At 70.0% G+C, this 14,313-nt stretch carries 14 protein-coding genes; 6 read left to right on the top strand and 8 right to left on the bottom strand.

From position 1 onward, the window contains the following. Positions 1–13 precede the first annotated feature (13 nt). The 6 genes from OEB96_RS30330 to OEB96_RS30305 all read right to left on the bottom strand — a co-directional run bounded on the left by OEB96_RS30330 (position 14) and on the right by OEB96_RS30305 (position 6,785). Positions 14–1,651 carry a hypothetical protein gene (locus tag OEB96_RS30330; protein WP_266220281.1) on the bottom strand — a complete coding sequence of 546 codons (1,638 nt, stop codon included), beginning with the start codon at positions 1,649–1,651 and terminating at the stop codon, positions 14–16. 78 nt (positions 1,652–1,729) lie between these two features. Next, positions 1,730–2,389 carry a hypothetical protein gene (locus tag OEB96_RS30325; protein ID WP_266220280.1) on the bottom strand — a complete coding sequence of 220 codons (660 nt, stop codon included), beginning with the start codon at positions 2,387–2,389 and terminating at the stop codon, positions 1,730–1,732. A gap of 238 nt (positions 2,390–2,627) precedes the next feature. Further along, a complete protein-coding gene (locus OEB96_RS30320) occupies positions 2,628–3,647 on the bottom strand; it encodes a 3-oxoacyl-ACP synthase III family protein (RefSeq protein WP_266220279.1) in 1,020 nt (339 codons plus the stop codon). Continuing rightward, on the bottom strand, positions 3,644–4,738 hold the full coding sequence (locus tag OEB96_RS30315) for an alpha/beta fold hydrolase (RefSeq protein WP_266220278.1): 1,095 nt from the start codon (positions 4,736–4,738) through the stop codon (positions 3,644–3,646). The genes OEB96_RS30320 and OEB96_RS30315 overlap by 4 nt, the downstream gene beginning before the upstream one ends. Beyond that, positions 4,735–6,468 (bottom strand): AMP-dependent synthetase/ligase, encoded by a 1,734-nt coding sequence (locus OEB96_RS30310; protein ID WP_266220277.1) that lies wholly within the window; start codon positions 6,466–6,468, stop codon positions 4,735–4,737. Before OEB96_RS30310 ends, OEB96_RS30315 begins: the two co-directional genes overlap by 4 nt. A 26-nt stretch (positions 6,469–6,494) precedes the next feature. After that, positions 6,495–6,785, bottom strand: coding sequence for a poly(R)-hydroxyalkanoic acid synthase subunit PhaE (locus OEB96_RS30305; RefSeq protein WP_266220276.1), 291 nt, complete (start codon positions 6,783–6,785; stop codon positions 6,495–6,497). A gap of 198 nt (positions 6,786–6,983) precedes the next feature. Between OEB96_RS30305 and OEB96_RS30300 the strand changes: the two genes are divergently transcribed. The 5 genes from OEB96_RS30300 (at position 6,984) to OEB96_RS30280 (ending at position 10,418) form a co-directional block, all read left to right on the top strand. Beyond that, on the top strand, positions 6,984–7,565 hold the full coding sequence (locus OEB96_RS30300) for a polyhydroxyalkanoate synthesis regulator DNA-binding domain-containing protein (protein WP_266220275.1): 582 nt from the start codon (positions 6,984–6,986) through the stop codon (positions 7,563–7,565). 107 nt (positions 7,566–7,672) lie between these two features. Further along, positions 7,673–7,978, top strand: a complete 306-nt coding sequence (locus OEB96_RS30295; RefSeq protein WP_266220274.1) for a hypothetical protein — start codon at positions 7,673–7,675, stop codon at positions 7,976–7,978. A 4-nt stretch (positions 7,979–7,982) separates the two neighbouring features. Beyond that, positions 7,983–8,948, top strand: coding sequence for an alpha/beta fold hydrolase (locus OEB96_RS30290; RefSeq protein ID WP_266220273.1), 966 nt, complete (start codon positions 7,983–7,985; stop codon positions 8,946–8,948). Then, positions 8,939–9,685: an SDR family oxidoreductase gene (locus OEB96_RS30285; RefSeq protein WP_266220272.1), complete on the top strand. Its 747-nt coding sequence runs from the start codon at positions 8,939–8,941 to the stop codon at positions 9,683–9,685. Before OEB96_RS30290 ends, OEB96_RS30285 begins: the two co-directional genes overlap by 10 nt. Before the next feature lie 154 nt (positions 9,686–9,839). Beyond that, the gene (locus tag OEB96_RS30280) at positions 9,840–10,418 is read left to right on the top strand and encodes a hypothetical protein (RefSeq protein WP_266220271.1); all 579 of its coding nucleotides are present in this window, start codon (positions 9,840–9,842) and stop codon (positions 10,416–10,418) included. Between the two features lie 197 nt (positions 10,419–10,615). On the opposite strand, the gene OEB96_RS30275 is transcribed toward OEB96_RS30280, so the two are convergent. Together OEB96_RS30275 and OEB96_RS30270 are read right to left on the bottom strand one after the other, a co-directional pair. Further along, positions 10,616–11,065: a hypothetical protein gene (locus OEB96_RS30275; protein WP_266220270.1), complete on the bottom strand. Its 450-nt coding sequence runs from the start codon at positions 11,063–11,065 to the stop codon at positions 10,616–10,618. A 403-nt stretch (positions 11,066–11,468) separates the two neighbouring features. Continuing rightward, positions 11,469–12,341: a 3-hydroxyacyl-CoA dehydrogenase family protein gene (locus tag OEB96_RS30270; RefSeq protein ID WP_266220269.1), complete on the bottom strand. Its 873-nt coding sequence runs from the start codon at positions 12,339–12,341 to the stop codon at positions 11,469–11,471. A gap of 205 nt (positions 12,342–12,546) precedes the next feature. On the opposite strand from OEB96_RS30270, the gene OEB96_RS30265 reads away from it, so the two are divergent. Beyond that, positions 12,547–14,313, top strand: a complete 1,767-nt coding sequence (locus tag OEB96_RS30265; protein ID WP_266220268.1) for a hypothetical protein — start codon at positions 12,547–12,549, stop codon at positions 14,311–14,313.

Raw genomic sequence — 14,313 nt, 5'->3', positions numbered from 1 at the left:
TCGAGCCCATGGGCTAGATCATCAGCCAGCGCAGGGTGAGGAAGGCCGTCCAGGGGTTGCCGGGCACGGGCTGGGGCGTGGCGTTGGCGAAGTCGTAGTCGTCGTCCTCGGGGGCCACGATCTCGGGGCTGGCGAAGTAGTCGCCCAGCCACAGGTAGGCGGCATGGGCCTCGAGGGCCACCAGCGGCCGGAACCGCCACGTCAGCCGCCCGTTGAGCTCGGCACCGATGAACTCGTCGCCGGCGATCGGCCTGATGTTCGAGCGCGCCACCCCGGTGCCCAGCTTGAGCTCGAGCTGGTTGGGCAGGATGTCGACGCTGGCGTTGAGCGTGCCTGCCGTCATGCCAAAGCCCATGTTGCTGAGATCGGTGACGGCTGCGTAGTAGCGATTGACCACGAACGCATGGGGCATCAGCAGGTAGGTGCCGCTGCTGCTCAGCAGCCCGCCGGGGGCGCCCCAGGTGTTGCCCGTGATCACCCCGGAGTACGTGCCGTCGGTGATCCCGTTGGCATCGCCCGTGGTGTAGGTGCCCTCGAGCGCGATCATGTCGCGAGCGGTGCGACCGTAACGGAACGCCAGCCGCGCATTGGCGGCCAGGCCACCGATCTTGGCGAGCTGCTCGAAGGTCGTGGGGGCCTCGGCGGTCGACGTGGAGATCTGGCCGAAGTTGCCGACCACGTAGGCCGACGCGCCCAGCCGTCCCGCCGCGAGCAAGGGGTTGTAGGACGCATCGACCCCCGTCCACGCCACGTGGGTACGGTAGCGCTCGGCCTCCATCGGGATCGGGAAGCGATGGACGCCGTTGTACTCGGTCAGCGCGCTGCTCGGGCCCTGGCCCAGCACGCTCACGCCACCGGCGCCCGACGAGGTGTCGCGGAGGTAGCGAACGTGCCCGCCCACGTGGAGGGTGCGGCCGAGGTGACGATCGGTGGCCAGCTCGAACAGCGAGACGTCATCGTCCTCCTGGATCAGGTTCTCGTAGAGCTGGTAGGCCCCGAGCTTGAACTTCTGGCCCCACGAGTGGCCGTGCACGGTCAGGCCCACCGCGTCCGAGCCCCAGAAATTGAGGCGCGTCCCGGTGTACTGCATCTGCTCGAACACCGTGCGGTAGGGGTCGTACGTGGTGTCGTAGAGCCGCTGCAGACCGAGGTCGACGTACCAGCCGTCGAGCCGGGGGATGTCGAACTCGACCTGCACGTTCTGGGTCTGCAGGTTGACCTGGTCGGCGGTGAAGGCCGAGCCGAAGTTGCCGCCGGTCGAGTTGTTGACGTCGCCGTAGGTCCAGTCGAGCTCGAACGAGGCCCGCAGCCGCGCGTGCTTGGACAGGATCTTGGGCTCGTAGATGAAGAACGGGATGAAGCGCTGCTCGAGGAACACCGCGCGGTCGTCCGACGTGGTGGTGGTGTTGGGCCCGAACAGGCGTCCCACCACCTGCCCCTTGAACAGGTCGTTGGCCGGTGACACGTTGGTCGACTCGGCGCGGGTGAAGAAGTACCCGAAGAACGTCAGATCCTTGTCGGGACGGCGGGTGCGGCCGAGCTGCTCGGGACTGGCGCTCTCCACGTCGCCCGCCGGGGACACGGGAGCGGGCGCGGTTGCGGGTGGCTTGAACGCGAGCAGGGCTCCCGTGAGCAGCAAGGAGGTGGCCATGAGCGATGATCCCGGAGCAGAGCCGAGGCCTCGCGTGGGCGTCGCGAGGCCCCGGGAGGTGGGGCGAGGCGAGCGAGCCTACTGGCGGACGTAGACCTGGGTGTTGTCGGCGCCTGGATCCACGGTCCCGAAGTCGTCGTCGCACGTGGGCGCCACGAAGCCGATGTCGGGCATCACCTGGATCACCTCGTAGCGCATCATCGCCGGGTCCATGCAGGGATCGATCTCGTAGATGCCCTCGGCCGTGAGCGCGCTGGGGGCGGTCTGCTCGAGCACGATGTGGAACTTGTTCTCGGTGCCCGGGCACGGGTCGGCGGTCCATGTGCCGGTCTGCTGGTACATCGATCCACCCGCGTCGGCGCTGTTCACCTCGTAGGTGACCTCGTCGAAGATCGCCTGGATGCTGACGAGGTTGAAGGGCGCGCCGGCCAGCAGCGGGGCCACGTTCTCGCCCTCGCTCAGCCACTCGCCCACGAGCTCCACGTCGGGGCACTCGCCGGTGGTGGTCGCCATCGCGGTCTCCTCGCCAGCGGTGGTGTCGGCCTCGGTGTCGCCGGTGTCGCTGCCGACTGCGGTGGTGCCGGTGCCAGTGCCCGGCGTGGTGTCGGTCTGCGGGCCCGTTTCGTCCGGCGGGGTGGTGTCGCTGCTCGTGCTGCCGGTGTCGGCCACGGTCTCGGCGGCGGTGGTGGACTCGCCACCGCCGCTGCAGCCGGTGATCGCCAAGGCAAGGATCATCATTCGTCGCATCATCGTCTCGGTCCCCTCTGCGAAGACGCGCTGTTGTGCAGTGCAGCACTCATCGGGCGCGCCAAGGCCAGCGTCGGCTCCCCGCCCCCCGGGTTCGCGTTGGTGGGAGGGTGGATCGGAACCAACTTGGTTCGTGGTTCAGGTATCAATATGTAGTCCGAACCCCCCCGGGCTCGTCAAGCGCGATTTCGGGGATCGAGCGAATTTCCCGGCCTAGCGTGGTGGGTGCTCACTCACGCGCGGAGCCGAGCGCATGGGTCATCCGCCAGACCGAGGCGCCCATGGCCAGCCCTCCGCCGGTGGCGCAGAACAGCACGTGACCTCCCACGGGCGGGGCCTTGCCGTTTTGCACCGCATCATCGAAGGCGGCTGGAATGCAGGCCGAGCCGAGGTAGCCCCACTCCTTCATGATCATGTGCGTGCGCTCCATGGGCAGCTCGAGCACCCCCATGACCTGCTCGATGGTCCTGGCGTTCAGCTGAGTGAAGACCAACAGGTCGAGCGCTCGCAGGGGCAGCCCGGCGCGCTCGAGCACGGCGCGGATGAGCGGGGGCCACTGCTCGCTGTTGAAGGTGGCGGGAAACTGCTCCACGAACGCCACGTGCGGCTTGCCCCCGGCCGTCACGCGCTCGGGGGTCGCGGGGTGACGTGCCCCGCCGGTGTAGATCCCCAGCGCGCCGTGATAGCGACCGTCGGCGCGCAGCTGGCCCGCGAGGAAGCCCGGCTCGTCGCCGGCCCCCAGCAGCACCGCGCCCGCTCCGTCGGCGAACAGGGTCGCGGTCCTCTTGTCGTCCCAGTCGAGGAAGCGGGTCATGGCATAGCCGCCGCACACCAGCACGTGACGCACGCCCGGCTCGGTGGCGATGTACCGCGCCGCCAGGTCGAGCGCGGTCACCCAGCCCGCGCATGCGGCATTGACGTCGAACGTACCGGCGTGCAGCGCCTCGAGCTTGGCCTGCACCACCGACGCGGTGGCAGGGCTGAGCTGGTCGGGCGTGTCGGTGGCCACGATCAGCAGATCCACGTCGGCGGGCGTACGACCGGCGCGCTGCAGCGCCTGCCGGGCCGCGGCGACCACCAGATCGGAGGTGGTCTCGTCGTCGCTCATCACGTGGCGAGCCTCGATGCCCACGTTGTCCACGAGCCACTGCGACACGGGTCGGTCCCAGCGACCATCGAGCTCGGCGTTGGTGATGCGGCGCGCGGGAATGTAGCGGCCGGTGGAGAGGATCTGTGCGTAGCGGGTCATGGGCTGTCGTTGGCGGCGCCGGGCAGGTGCGCGGGGCCATCATTGGCGCAGTCGTGCTCGATCCACCACGCCGAGAGCTGGGGCCACAGGGTGGTGGCGGCCTTGCGAGAGACCACCGCGCCCACGTGGCCGCCGCGGAGCCGGATCGAGCGCTTGTCGGCGCTGCCCACCAGATCGAGCAGCACGCGACCGCTGGCCTCGGGCACGATGTGGTCGCCCTCGAACGTCACCGCGAGGGTGGGGCAGGTGATCCGCTGCAGCCGCACGGGCTGGCCCGCCAGCGAGAGCCTCCCGGTCACCAGCGCGTTGTCGCGATAGAGCGCCTCGATGTAGCGGCGGTAGCACGCGCCGGGAAACGACACGTTGTCGTTGCTCCAGCGCTCCACCGCAAAGAACCCGTCGAGGAACTCGTCGTCCCACGCGCGCTCGACCAGGCTCACCGCTTTGGTCAGCGGCAGGGTGGGCCGCAGCAGGTGGAAGGCGGCCTGCATCAGGGGCCAGGGCACGTTGCCCATGGCGTCGACCAGCGCGCCCACGTCGAAGCTCTTGGTCCGCACCCAGCGGGCCATGATCCCCGCCTCGTCGAAGTCGATGGGGGCGGCCAGCGCCACGAGCGAGGCGATCCGCTCCGGGTGCGCGGCCGCATGGATCACCGCCAGGGTGCCGCCGAGGCAGTAGCCGAGCAGGTGGACCTTGCCCCCGCTGCCGTCGCCCTCGCGGTCACGGACGCGCGCAGCCACCCGCACCGCGCGGCCGATGTAGCGATCGCAGATCTCGTCGAAGTCGACGAAGCGGTCCTCCGCCGCAGGGGTGCCCCAGTCGATGATGAACACGTCGTGCCCACGCGCGACCATGGCCTCCACGAAGCTCTTGCCCGGCGTCAGGTCGAGCACGTAGTGGCGGTTGATCAGCGAGGGCACCAGCAGCACGGGCGTACGGTGACGCGGTGCGTCGCCGGGGCCACCACCGGTCGGCCGATACCGAAGCAGGCGCCACTTGTTCTCGCGGTGGACCACGTCGGCGGGCGTCAGGCCCACCGCCGGCGGGGTCCGCCGCGCGAGGCGGGTGAGCCCCAGGAGCCTCTCGATCATGCGTAGAGCGCCTCGAGCTCGGCTCGGAAGTCCTCGTAGATTCGCGTGCGGCGGACCTTGAGGGTGGAGGTGAGGTGGCCGGCGTCGACCGTCAGCGGCCGCGGCATGATGCCGAAGCGCTTGATCTGCTCGAAGCTGGCCAGCGCCGCGTTGGCCTCGTCGACCGCGGCCCGACACAGGGCCATGGTGGCCTCGGCCCGCTCGTGCTCGTGCTCGGTGCCGCGCTCGTCCAGCGCGGCCTCGAGGGCGGGCTGGTCGAGCCACAGGCCGGCCACCAGGTACTTCTTGCCGTCGCCGTAGACCACCACGTGTGCGATCCATGGGTGGTGGGCCAGCCGCAGCTCGATGTTGGCGGGAGGCACGTTCTTGCCGCCCGCGGTGACCAGGATCTCCTTCTTGCGCCCGGTGATCTGCAAGAAGCCGTCGTCGGTGAAGCGGCCGAGGTCGCCGGTACGAAACCATCCGTCGTGGGTGAAGGCCGCCGCGGTCGCCTCGGGATCCTCGTGGTAGCCCGCGAACACGTTGGGGCCCTTGGCGAGGATCTCTCCGTCGTCCGCCAGCCGAACCTGCACCGAGGGGAGCGGCTTGCCCACCGAGTCGAAGCGAAAGTCGTCGGGGCGGTTCAAGGTGAGCGTGGGCGAGCACTCGGTCAGGCCATAGCCCTCGATGATGAGCAGCCCGTGGCGATGGAAGGTCTGCTTGACCGGCAGCGGCAGCCCGGCCCCCCCGGACAGACAGAACCGCAGGCGCCCCCCGGTGGCCTGCAAGAGCGCCTGTCGCTGGGCCTCTTGCTCGGTGTGCGCCAGTGCCTTGCCGGCCAGCTTCTCCCAGTACGCGGGGACGCTCATGAACACGTGGGGGCGCACCGTGGGCATCAGGTCGAGCGCCGACTTGGGGTCGCACAGGTAGCTTTGGAACCCGAGGTAGTTGCCCGCACAGGCCTCGCCGAAGCCGAAGATGTGGCTCATCGGCAGCCACAGCAGATCGACGGCGTCGTCCTCGATGAGCGGCGCGTTGCAGCGCAGCCAGTCGACCCAGTTGGTCGCGATGTTGGCGTGGGTCAGCGGCACGCCCTTGGGTCGCCCGGTGGTCCCGCTGGTGTAGAGCATCTGCGCCGTGTGCGACAGCTCGACGGCATCGAGCAGGGTCCTGAACCGGCGATCGGGCGCCGCCTCGGCCAGTGCACGTCCTCGCCGACGCAGCTCGGGCCACGTGATCACGGCGCGCGCGAGCTGGTCGGCCGACACCGTGTCCTGGTCGCTGGCGCGCAGCCGGGCGACGGCGTCGCTCGGCGAGGCCTCGTCCATCACCACCAGCAGGCGCAGGGCCGGGGCCTGCGGCCACAGCTCGAGCGCGCGCTGCAGCAGGTCGTCGCCGGCCACGAACAGGATCGCGGCGCCGCTGTGCGCGATGATGTAGGACGCCTGATCGGTGGTGCTGGCGGGGTAGATCGGCACCATCACCCCTCCGGCCGCCTGGATGCCCAGGGCGGCCGACATCCACTCCACGCGGTTGTGGGCGAAGATCGCCGCACACTCGCCTGGCCGCAGGCCGGCGTCCGCACACAGGAGCGCGACGTCCTCGATCTCCCGGGCGTGCTCGCGCCAGGTGATGGGTCGCCAGTCATCGCCCTCACGAACGAAGAACCGAGGCCGGTCGCCGCGCTCGTCGAGGTGATCGAAGATCGGCCGCGGTGCGGGCCGTGGCTCGAGGTAGGGGGTGGCGTCCATGATGACCGGCTCGCGGGTGCGGGTGCTCAGGGCCGCTCTGCGCCCTCGAGTCGCTCCTCGAGGTCGAGGATGCGACTGTGGAGCTGGTTGATGAGGTGGAGGGTGCGCTCCTGGTCGCGCTTGGTGGGCAGCCCCAGCGCGCCCCACCACCCGGCGGCCATCTTGTCGCTGGCCGTCTTGAGCTTCATCATGCCGGTCAGCCACGCCCCGCCAGGCTCGAGCACGGCGGGGCTACGGAGCACCTGCTCCATGAAGTCGGCCGTGGTGCTCTCCCACGCGTCGAACATCTGCTTCCAGAGCTTCCAGGCGGACATCATCGACCTCCTCGGGGGCCCTCATCGGTCCTCGGCCCCGGTTTTTGCGGTGCAACAATCGCGAGCCGAACCTACTGCGGGGCCCAAGTGGCGTCAAGAATGAAATTCGCGGGGTATCGCACGGCATGGGAGCCCCGGAAGGGGTATGGTGCTGCGGCGCAGCGCGAAGGCCTCGGGCTCGCGGCTGCGCAGGACGCCCCCATGATCGTCGTCAAGAAGTACAGCAACCGACGGCTCTACGACACCGAGGACAGCCGTTACATCACGCTGGACGAGCTCGCCCAGAAGGTGAGGCGTGGCTCGGACGTGCGCGTGATCGATGCCAAGTCCGGTGATGATCTCACCCAGGCCACGCTCACCCAGATCATCCTCGAGAGCGATGCGGCTCGGCTCCTGCCCGTGCCCCTGCTCACCCAGCTGGTGCGGATGAAGGACGATGCCCTGGCCGAGTTCTTCGGGCGCTACGTGTCGCTGGCGCTGGAGATGTACAGCCAGGCGCGGTCCGGCGTGCAGCAGGTGTCGCCGTACTTTCCGTTCGCCCAGATGCCGCTGCAGGCCGCCGATGCATTCTTTCGCATGTTCTCCGGCGGGGTGGCGGCGAGCCCCCGCGCGGCTGCTCCGCCGCCACCTCGCGAGCCCGAGCCTCCACCGCCGCCTGCGGCGGCGGTACGCGACGACGTGGCCGATCTGCGTCGCGAGCTCGAGGAGCTCAAGCGGGTGATTCGCCAGGCCGCGGCCCCGAGACGCGAGCCCGATGACCCGGACGAGGACGACGAGTCCTGATTTGTGCATCGCACAAAAATCGTCTTGACAGGGCTGGGGGCCGACCTTAGCCTGCGACCCAGATTCGCCGGCAGCACTGTCTCCTGTCGGCAATGGGAGCCTTCGTCATGTTCGAGAAGATGTTTTCGCAGTCGCAGCAATTCATGGCCGGATGGGGCAAGCTCTGGCAGGACCAGCTCGAGCGCTTCGATGCCGTGTCCGAGGATGCGATGAAGCTGCAGGAGCACGGGGCCGCGCGCACCAGCCAGGCCATCGACGAGCTGGCCAAGCTCGGCAAGGCTTCGGTGGAGTATGCCAACCGCCTGAACACCGAGTGGCGGCGCGTGGGCATCGAGGCGTGGCGTCGCACGGCCGAGATGATGACCCCCGACACCGTGGCGGCTCCGTCGGCCACGCCCCGGGCGGAGGCCTGAGGCCATGGTCGAGCTCGCGCCCACCCCGAGGGATGTGATCCTCCGCGACGGGGGCGCGCGTCTGCTTCGCTTCCGACGCGGGACGGACCCCTCGAGCTCGTTGCCGCTGTTGTTGGTGCCCTCGCTCATCAACAAGTGGTACGTGCTCGATCTGCGTCCGGGGTCGAGCGTGGTGCAGGCCCTGGTGGGCGCGGGCATCGACACCTTCTGCCTCGACTGGGGCGAGCCGGGCGACGAGGATCGCTACCTCGAGTGGGACGACGTGATCGCCCGGCTCGATCGCATGATCCGTCGCGTGCTGCGGGTGACGGGAGCGCCCCGCGTGGGGCTGCTCGGCTACTGCATGGGCGCCACCCTCACCGCGATCGAGGTCGCGCTGCGACCCGAGCGCGTGGCGGCGTTCGTCAACCTCGCGGGGCCCATCGACTTCTCGCAGGGTGGCTTCTTGGCTCACATGACCGACGCACGGTGGTTTCACCCCGAGGCGATCGCGTCCGCGGGCAACATGCAGCCCACGCAGATGCAGGCGGGCTTCACCATGCTGCGGCCGACCGCTGCGATCGCCAAGTGGGTCACGCTGCTCGACCGAGCGCACGATCCGGCGGCGCGCGAGGCGTTCGAAGCGCTCGAGACCTGGGCCTCGGACAACGTGGCGTTCCCGGCCGCGGCCTACGTTCGCTACATCCGCGACCTCTATCAGCGCAACGAGCTGGTGCTCGGGCAACACCACGTGGGGGGCAAGCGCGTGGACCTGGGCAGGATCCAGTGCCCGCTGCTGACGGTGGTCGCCGAGCGTGACACCATCTGCCCGCCCGCGGCCGCCCTGGCCCTGGGGGACCGCAGCGGCAGCGAGCGGGCCGACGTTCTCTCGATCCCTGGGGGCCACGTTGGAGCGGTGGTCGGATCCCGGGCGGCGCGGAAGCTCTACCCCGCGCTCACCACCTGGCTCCGAGACACACTATGCAACTGAGCGATCTCAAGATCATCGTGACGGGCGCGGCCCGGGGCATGGGGGCCTACTTCGCCCAGCAGCTGGCCGAGGCCGGGGCCGCGGTCGCGGCGGGCGACGTGGACGAGGCAGAGCTGGCCAAGCTCCCCGAGGGCATCCACCGGCGTCGGCTCGACGTGTCCGACTCGTCGGCGTGCAACGAGTTCGTGGCCTGGGCGCAGGAGGCGATGGGCGGGCTCAACGGCCTGGTCAACAACGCCGGCATCATTCGCGATGGGCTGTTGGTCAAGAAGGATCGCGAGACCGGCGAGCTCAAGGCCATGAGCGACGAGAAGTGGCGGGCCGTGCTGGCGGTCAACCTCGATGGGCCGATGTTCATGACCCGCGCGGTGGCTTCGCGCATGGTCGCCGCGGGCTCGCGACCCGGGGTGATCGTCAACCTGTCGAGCATCTCGCGGCACGGCAATCGCGGCCAGAGCAACTACGTGGCGAGCAAGGCCGCGCTGGCGGCCAACACGGTCACGTGGGCGCGCGAGCTGGCCCCGTTCGGCATCCGCGTGGGCGCGGTGGCGCCGGGGATGGTGGAGACGCCGATGACGGCGGGCATGAACCAGAAGGCGCTCGATGCCTTCGTGGAGCAGATCCCGGTCGGTCGCATCGGCACGCCCCACGACATCTGGCTGGCGGTGCGGTTCGTGCTCGAGTGCGACTACTTCACGTCGCGGACCATCGACGTGGACGGCGGGATCGGCTTTTGAGGCGGGCGCGGGGCCGCGGTGGCTGGCGGTGGTCTTGCGGTGGTCTTGCGGTGGCTTGGCGGTGAGCCGCCAGGGAACGCCGTCCTCGCCCCGTTTGCACCCCGTGCCGGTCGATGCGATCGACTCCTCGGCACGAGGCTGGCACGATGGCTCGGTGAAGACGGCCACGCTCGTGCTTCGTGCTTCGTGCTCGTGGTTGGGAGGCTGCCTGCTCGGCTGCACCGTCTCGGGCTACGATCCCGGCACGGGCTTCGGGACCGGCGACGATCCCCAGACCAGCGGCACGGCCAGCGCGGTCGATTCCGGCTCGAGCTCGAGCTCGGGCGGCACGACGGAGGACACGGGCATGCCCGTCACCTCGTCGGTCGATTCCGGCTCGAGCGGGAGCACGTCCACCGACGGTGACGGCTCGAGCACGGGCAGCACCAGCGCCGGCAGCTCGTCCACGGGCGAGGGTGGCAGCTCGAGCGAGTCGACCGGGGAGGCCACGGGTGAGGGGCTGCCGTGCGTGTTCGACAGCGATTGCTTGGCGACCGCCCCGGTGTGCGGTCCCGACGATGTCTGCCACGACGGTGACGTCGGCGATCCTTGCGTGTTCGACAGCGACTGTCCGGCCTCGTTCGCCTGCGTCGACGACGTCTGCTACGACGGCGTGGCGGGCGATCCGTGCGTGTTCGACAACGATTGCGCCGGTGGTCTCGATTGCCCGCTCGGCGGCGGCGTCTGTGGGTGAGCCGCCGCGGCGAGCGCTCGTGTCGGGGCTCGGCTCGTGCGGTGGCTACTGCAGCACCGGCTGCGGTGCGAGCTTGGGTCGCGGCCATCGAGGCCGGGGCGGTGCTGCGGCCTCGGTGCAGGTGACGGGCCGACGCGGGAGGCGAGCGGTGGCCGAGCTCGCGAGCTCGACCTGGCCCGAATCACGAGGGGCGAGATCTAGCCGCGCGCGCGCCATGCCAGCCACCTCGCCATGAAGGCTCGAAGATCCTCGGTTCCCATCATTCGCAGCTTGCCCAGGCTGCCCTGGCTGGTCTGCGGGCGACTGCCACGCGTGGCCGGATCGACTCGCTCCCATCGGATCCACATCACGGTCTCGCGTCGCTCCGCGAACACGCGCAGCTCGTGTCCCTTGCGGACGCGCATCCACACGCCCTGGGACGGCCACACCTCGACCGACAGGCCCGCCGCTCGACCCTCGGGCGTGGTTGCGAGCTCGAGCGCAACTCGGCCGGCGATGTCGCGAATGAAGTCGTTGGCGGCCTGGATCTCGGCACGGGTCTGCGGGGTCTGGCCATGCGCGTCGGTCTCGGGCTGAGCAATCATGGGCGGGCTTTCCACGGCGTCGTCGTCGTCGTCGTCACGACCGCCGTCGGACATGGGAGGCATACTGAACATATATACAGTGCCGATCAAGCGGTTCTTGGCGGTTCCGCGGCCGTTTGCGCGTTCTCTGGGTTGCGCGAAAACGAGCGGTTGCTTGCGCGCGAGAGCCCCATTGCTCGTCGCGAGTGCACGCGGTGGTGACGAACACCGCGCCTGATACGACGACGCGTGGGGTTCGCTGTTCGCATGATACGCCCTGGCTGCTGACAGTCGGCGTCAGCAGGGCAGCCCGCTTCATCATACCGCCAAGGCGCCCGCGGGAGAAGCGATCGATGCGACGGGGCACCGCCGGACTCGGGCATGCCGCATGGGGCGTGGACCTCGCCGCCGTCGTTGGGATCGCCCTGGACCGCGTTGGCGTCGGGCCGATGGCCCGCGCTACCAGGTATGCGCTGCCAGGGATGCGCTACCAGGTGTAGAAGCCCTGACCGCTCTTCTTGCCCAGCGTGCCCTCGGCGACCATTCGTCGCAGCAACGCGGGTGGCTCGAAGTGCGCACCCATGGGTAGCGCACGGCTGAGGTACTCCGCGATGTGGAGGCGTACGTCGAGGCCCACCAGGTCGGTCAAGCGCAGCGGTCCCATGGGGAAGCCGTAGCCGAGGGTCATGGCCTTGTCGATGTCCTCGGGGCTGCCCACGCCTTGCTCGACCATGCGGATGGCCTCGAGTCCGATCACCAGGCCGAGCCGGCTGGTGGCAAAGCCGGGGAAGTCCTTGATGGTGATGGTCTCCTTGCCCAGCGCGGCCCCGAAGGCGCGCGTGCGCTCGAGCGTGGCGTTGGAGGTCCGTGGCGCCACGATGAGCTCGAGCAGCTTCATGATGTGCACCGGGTTGAAGAAGTGCGTGCCGATCACGCGCTGCGGTCCCGGCAATCCCTCGGCGATGGCGTCGACCGAGAGCGAGCTGGTGTTGGTGGCCAGGATCGCGTCGTCGGCCACGTGGGGGGCGACCCGTCCCAGCAGCTCCTGCTTGAGCTCGAGCTTCTCGGGCACCGCCTCGATGACCATGTCGGCCCCCGTCACCGCGGCCGTCAGGTCGGTGTGGGCGTGCAGATTGGCGAGGGCGGCGTCGCGCTGCTCGGCGCTCACCTTGCCCCGCTGCACGCCCTTGTCGAGGTTGTCCTGGACGCGGGAGAGGCCCCGCTGCACGAGCTCGTCGCTCACGTCGTAGAGGCGCGTGTCGAGGCCGGCCGCGGCGGCGACCTGGGCGATGCCGTGGCCCATGGTGCCGGCGCCGAGCACCGCGACGGTACGGATGGGAGAGGTCTGCGGCGACGTCATGATGCGCGTTATGCCACTTTTTGCCGCGTGAGGGGCGGGGGCCGGTGGCGCGGCTGGGGCGACTGGACGCGGCTGGCCGGTTCTTGCGACGCGGCGTGGGGTTCGGTCCCGGGGAGGGGACGAGGGCCGGCGGTGCCTTCCGTGGGCGGGGTCGGTGTCATACCCTTTCCGCCGTGCACGCGTGGACGAGCTCCAGGAGCGCGCGGTGAACGACGCGAGCCGGCTGCCCATCGTGCTGTGCTGCGCCGAGGAGTCCGAGGTCGTCCTCGTCGAGGTCGTCGACGCCTTGCATCGCGAGGGCTTCGCCCCGGAGGTGCTCCCCGGAGTCGAGCTCGATGCGTCGCTGGTCACGGCCGCCGCGGATCGAATGCGTGGCCTGGCGTTGTTCGTGCTGTGTCAGAGCGACGATCTCGATCGCTTCCAGGTACGTCGCCTCGAGGGGTTGTTCTCGGCGCGCAAGGGCCCTCTGCACCAGATGATCACGGTCGAGCTCCCGCAGCGCCACCCCACGGCGATTGCCGGCGAGATCCGCAAGGCCGCCCAGCAGATGATCCGGGGGAGCGCGCGGGCCGATCACGACGATGCGCACAACATGCGCGACGTGGTGATGCCGACCTCGGTGTCCGCGGTGCCCGGTGCCGTCATTCCGCCACGGCAGCCACGCACGCGGGAGCCGGGTCGCGACTCGAAGGCCGCGGCCGCGGCCGCGGCCGCTCCTTCGCCCGAGGCTCGCACCAATGCCCGAGCCGAGGCGGGTCCCGTGTCCGTCGAGGCGGCCGGCGATGCCGACAAGGCCGTGGTCGATCTCGACGAGCTCGAGCGACTTCGGCCCCAGCCCGCCACGGGTCGGCCCGTCGACTCCGCGCCCGAGGTCGACTCGTGGAGCCCGGGCTCGCAGCTCGGCGATGGAGTGCCGCTCGAGGTGCCGGAGGACTTTCCCGTGGTCGGGGAGTCGAGCCAGGACGTCGAGGTGAGGCGTCCGCGACGGGTGCGATCCGAACGCAGCGGCCCCATCGACCACGGCGAGCGCCCCCGGCAAGTGGATCCTCGGGCCGAGACCGACGATCGCCCGCTGCCCTCGGCGAGCTCGCCGATCGACATCGGGGACCCGGCCGCGTACGTGTCCAAGCCCCCGAGCCGTCCGCGCGGGCCACGAGTGTTGCTGTTGCTCGTGGCGGCAACGGGGATGACGGCCGTGGTCGGGATGGCGGTGCTGCATGCGACCGCGCCGATGCGACCAGGACCCGCCGAGGTCTCCGTACGCGGCGTGCCGCAGGATGAGGCGGAGCATCCAGCGCCGGGCGGAGCCTCGGGCGCAGAGGCGGACCGCGAGCCGAGCGCTGGTGATGGCTCGATCGCCGGCTCGATGGGCGACGCGGGATCGGAGGGCTCGACCAGCGGAGGCGAGGGGACGACGGCCGAGGCAACGACCGGAGCGGATGTCGCATCCACCGAGCCGGCGGGCTCCTCGGGCGATGGCACGGAGGGGACGAGCGACGACGTCATGGACGGGACGAGCGACGCCGGTGCGTCGGGCCAGGAGCTCGGGGTCGGCGAGCCGATCGAGCCGACCGAGCCCGGCCTTGCCAAGGTCGTGCCGCCGCCGCCGACGGCGGGGACCGTGCGTTTGCAGCAGCAGGCGGTGGTGGATGCGGCGCTGGCCGACGGTCGTCTCGTCGCGCTCGACGAGCTGCTGGTGCTCTCGCTCGGCCCGGAGACCACCACGTGGGACGAGGCCTTCGGGCGCTGCAAGCGACGCAAGCTCGACGGCGTGATGGGGTGGCGGCTGCCCAGCAAGGCGCAGCTCGCCAAGCTGCACAAGGCCAAGCTGCTGGCGGCGGGCAGCTACTGGTCCCGCTCGGAGGTCGGAGGCGACGAGGTCTACGTGCTCGACTCGACCACCGGACGGATGAACCAGTACCTCAAGGTCGAGCCCAACGCGCGGGTGCTCTGCGTCCGCAAACGTCCCTAG

It is taken from the genome of Paraliomyxa miuraensis, assembly GCF_026337845.1.
GTDB lineage: Bacteria > Myxococcota_A > Polyangia > Nannocystales > Nannocystaceae > Paraliomyxa > Paraliomyxa miuraensis.
This window is presented reverse-complemented; position numbering and strand designations above follow the sequence as displayed.

Bases quoted from the DNA above. Each gene is read 5' to 3' on its own strand.
- OEB96_RS30330 (WP_266220281.1), bottom strand. From the start codon at position 1,651: ATGGCCACCTCCTTGCTGCTCACGGGAGCCCTGCTCGCGTTCAAGCCA.
- OEB96_RS30325 (WP_266220280.1), bottom strand. From the start codon at position 2,389: ATGATGATCCTTGCCTTGGCGATCACCGGCTGCAGCGGCGGTGGCGAG.
- OEB96_RS30320 (WP_266220279.1), bottom strand. From the start codon at position 3,647: ATGACCCGCTACGCACAGATCCTCTCCACCGGCCGCTACATTCCCGCG.
- OEB96_RS30315 (WP_266220278.1), bottom strand. From the start codon at position 4,738: ATGATCGAGAGGCTCCTGGGGCTCACCCGCCTCGCGCGGCGGACCCCG.
- OEB96_RS30310 (WP_266220277.1), bottom strand. From the start codon at position 6,468: ATGGACGCCACCCCCTACCTCGAGCCACGGCCCGCACCGCGGCCGATC.
- OEB96_RS30305 (WP_266220276.1), bottom strand. From the start codon at position 6,785: ATGATGTCCGCCTGGAAGCTCTGGAAGCAGATGTTCGACGCGTGGGAG.
- OEB96_RS30300 (WP_266220275.1), top strand. From the start codon at position 6,984: ATGATCGTCGTCAAGAAGTACAGCAACCGACGGCTCTACGACACCGAG.
- OEB96_RS30295 (WP_266220274.1), top strand. From the start codon at position 7,673: ATGTTCGAGAAGATGTTTTCGCAGTCGCAGCAATTCATGGCCGGATGG.
- OEB96_RS30290 (WP_266220273.1), top strand. From the start codon at position 7,983: ATGGTCGAGCTCGCGCCCACCCCGAGGGATGTGATCCTCCGCGACGGG.
- OEB96_RS30285 (WP_266220272.1), top strand. From the start codon at position 8,939: ATGCAACTGAGCGATCTCAAGATCATCGTGACGGGCGCGGCCCGGGGC.
- OEB96_RS30275 (WP_266220270.1), bottom strand. From the start codon at position 11,065: ATGCCTCCCATGTCCGACGGCGGTCGTGACGACGACGACGACGACGCC.
- OEB96_RS30270 (WP_266220269.1), bottom strand. From the start codon at position 12,341: ATGACGTCGCCGCAGACCTCTCCCATCCGTACCGTCGCGGTGCTCGGC.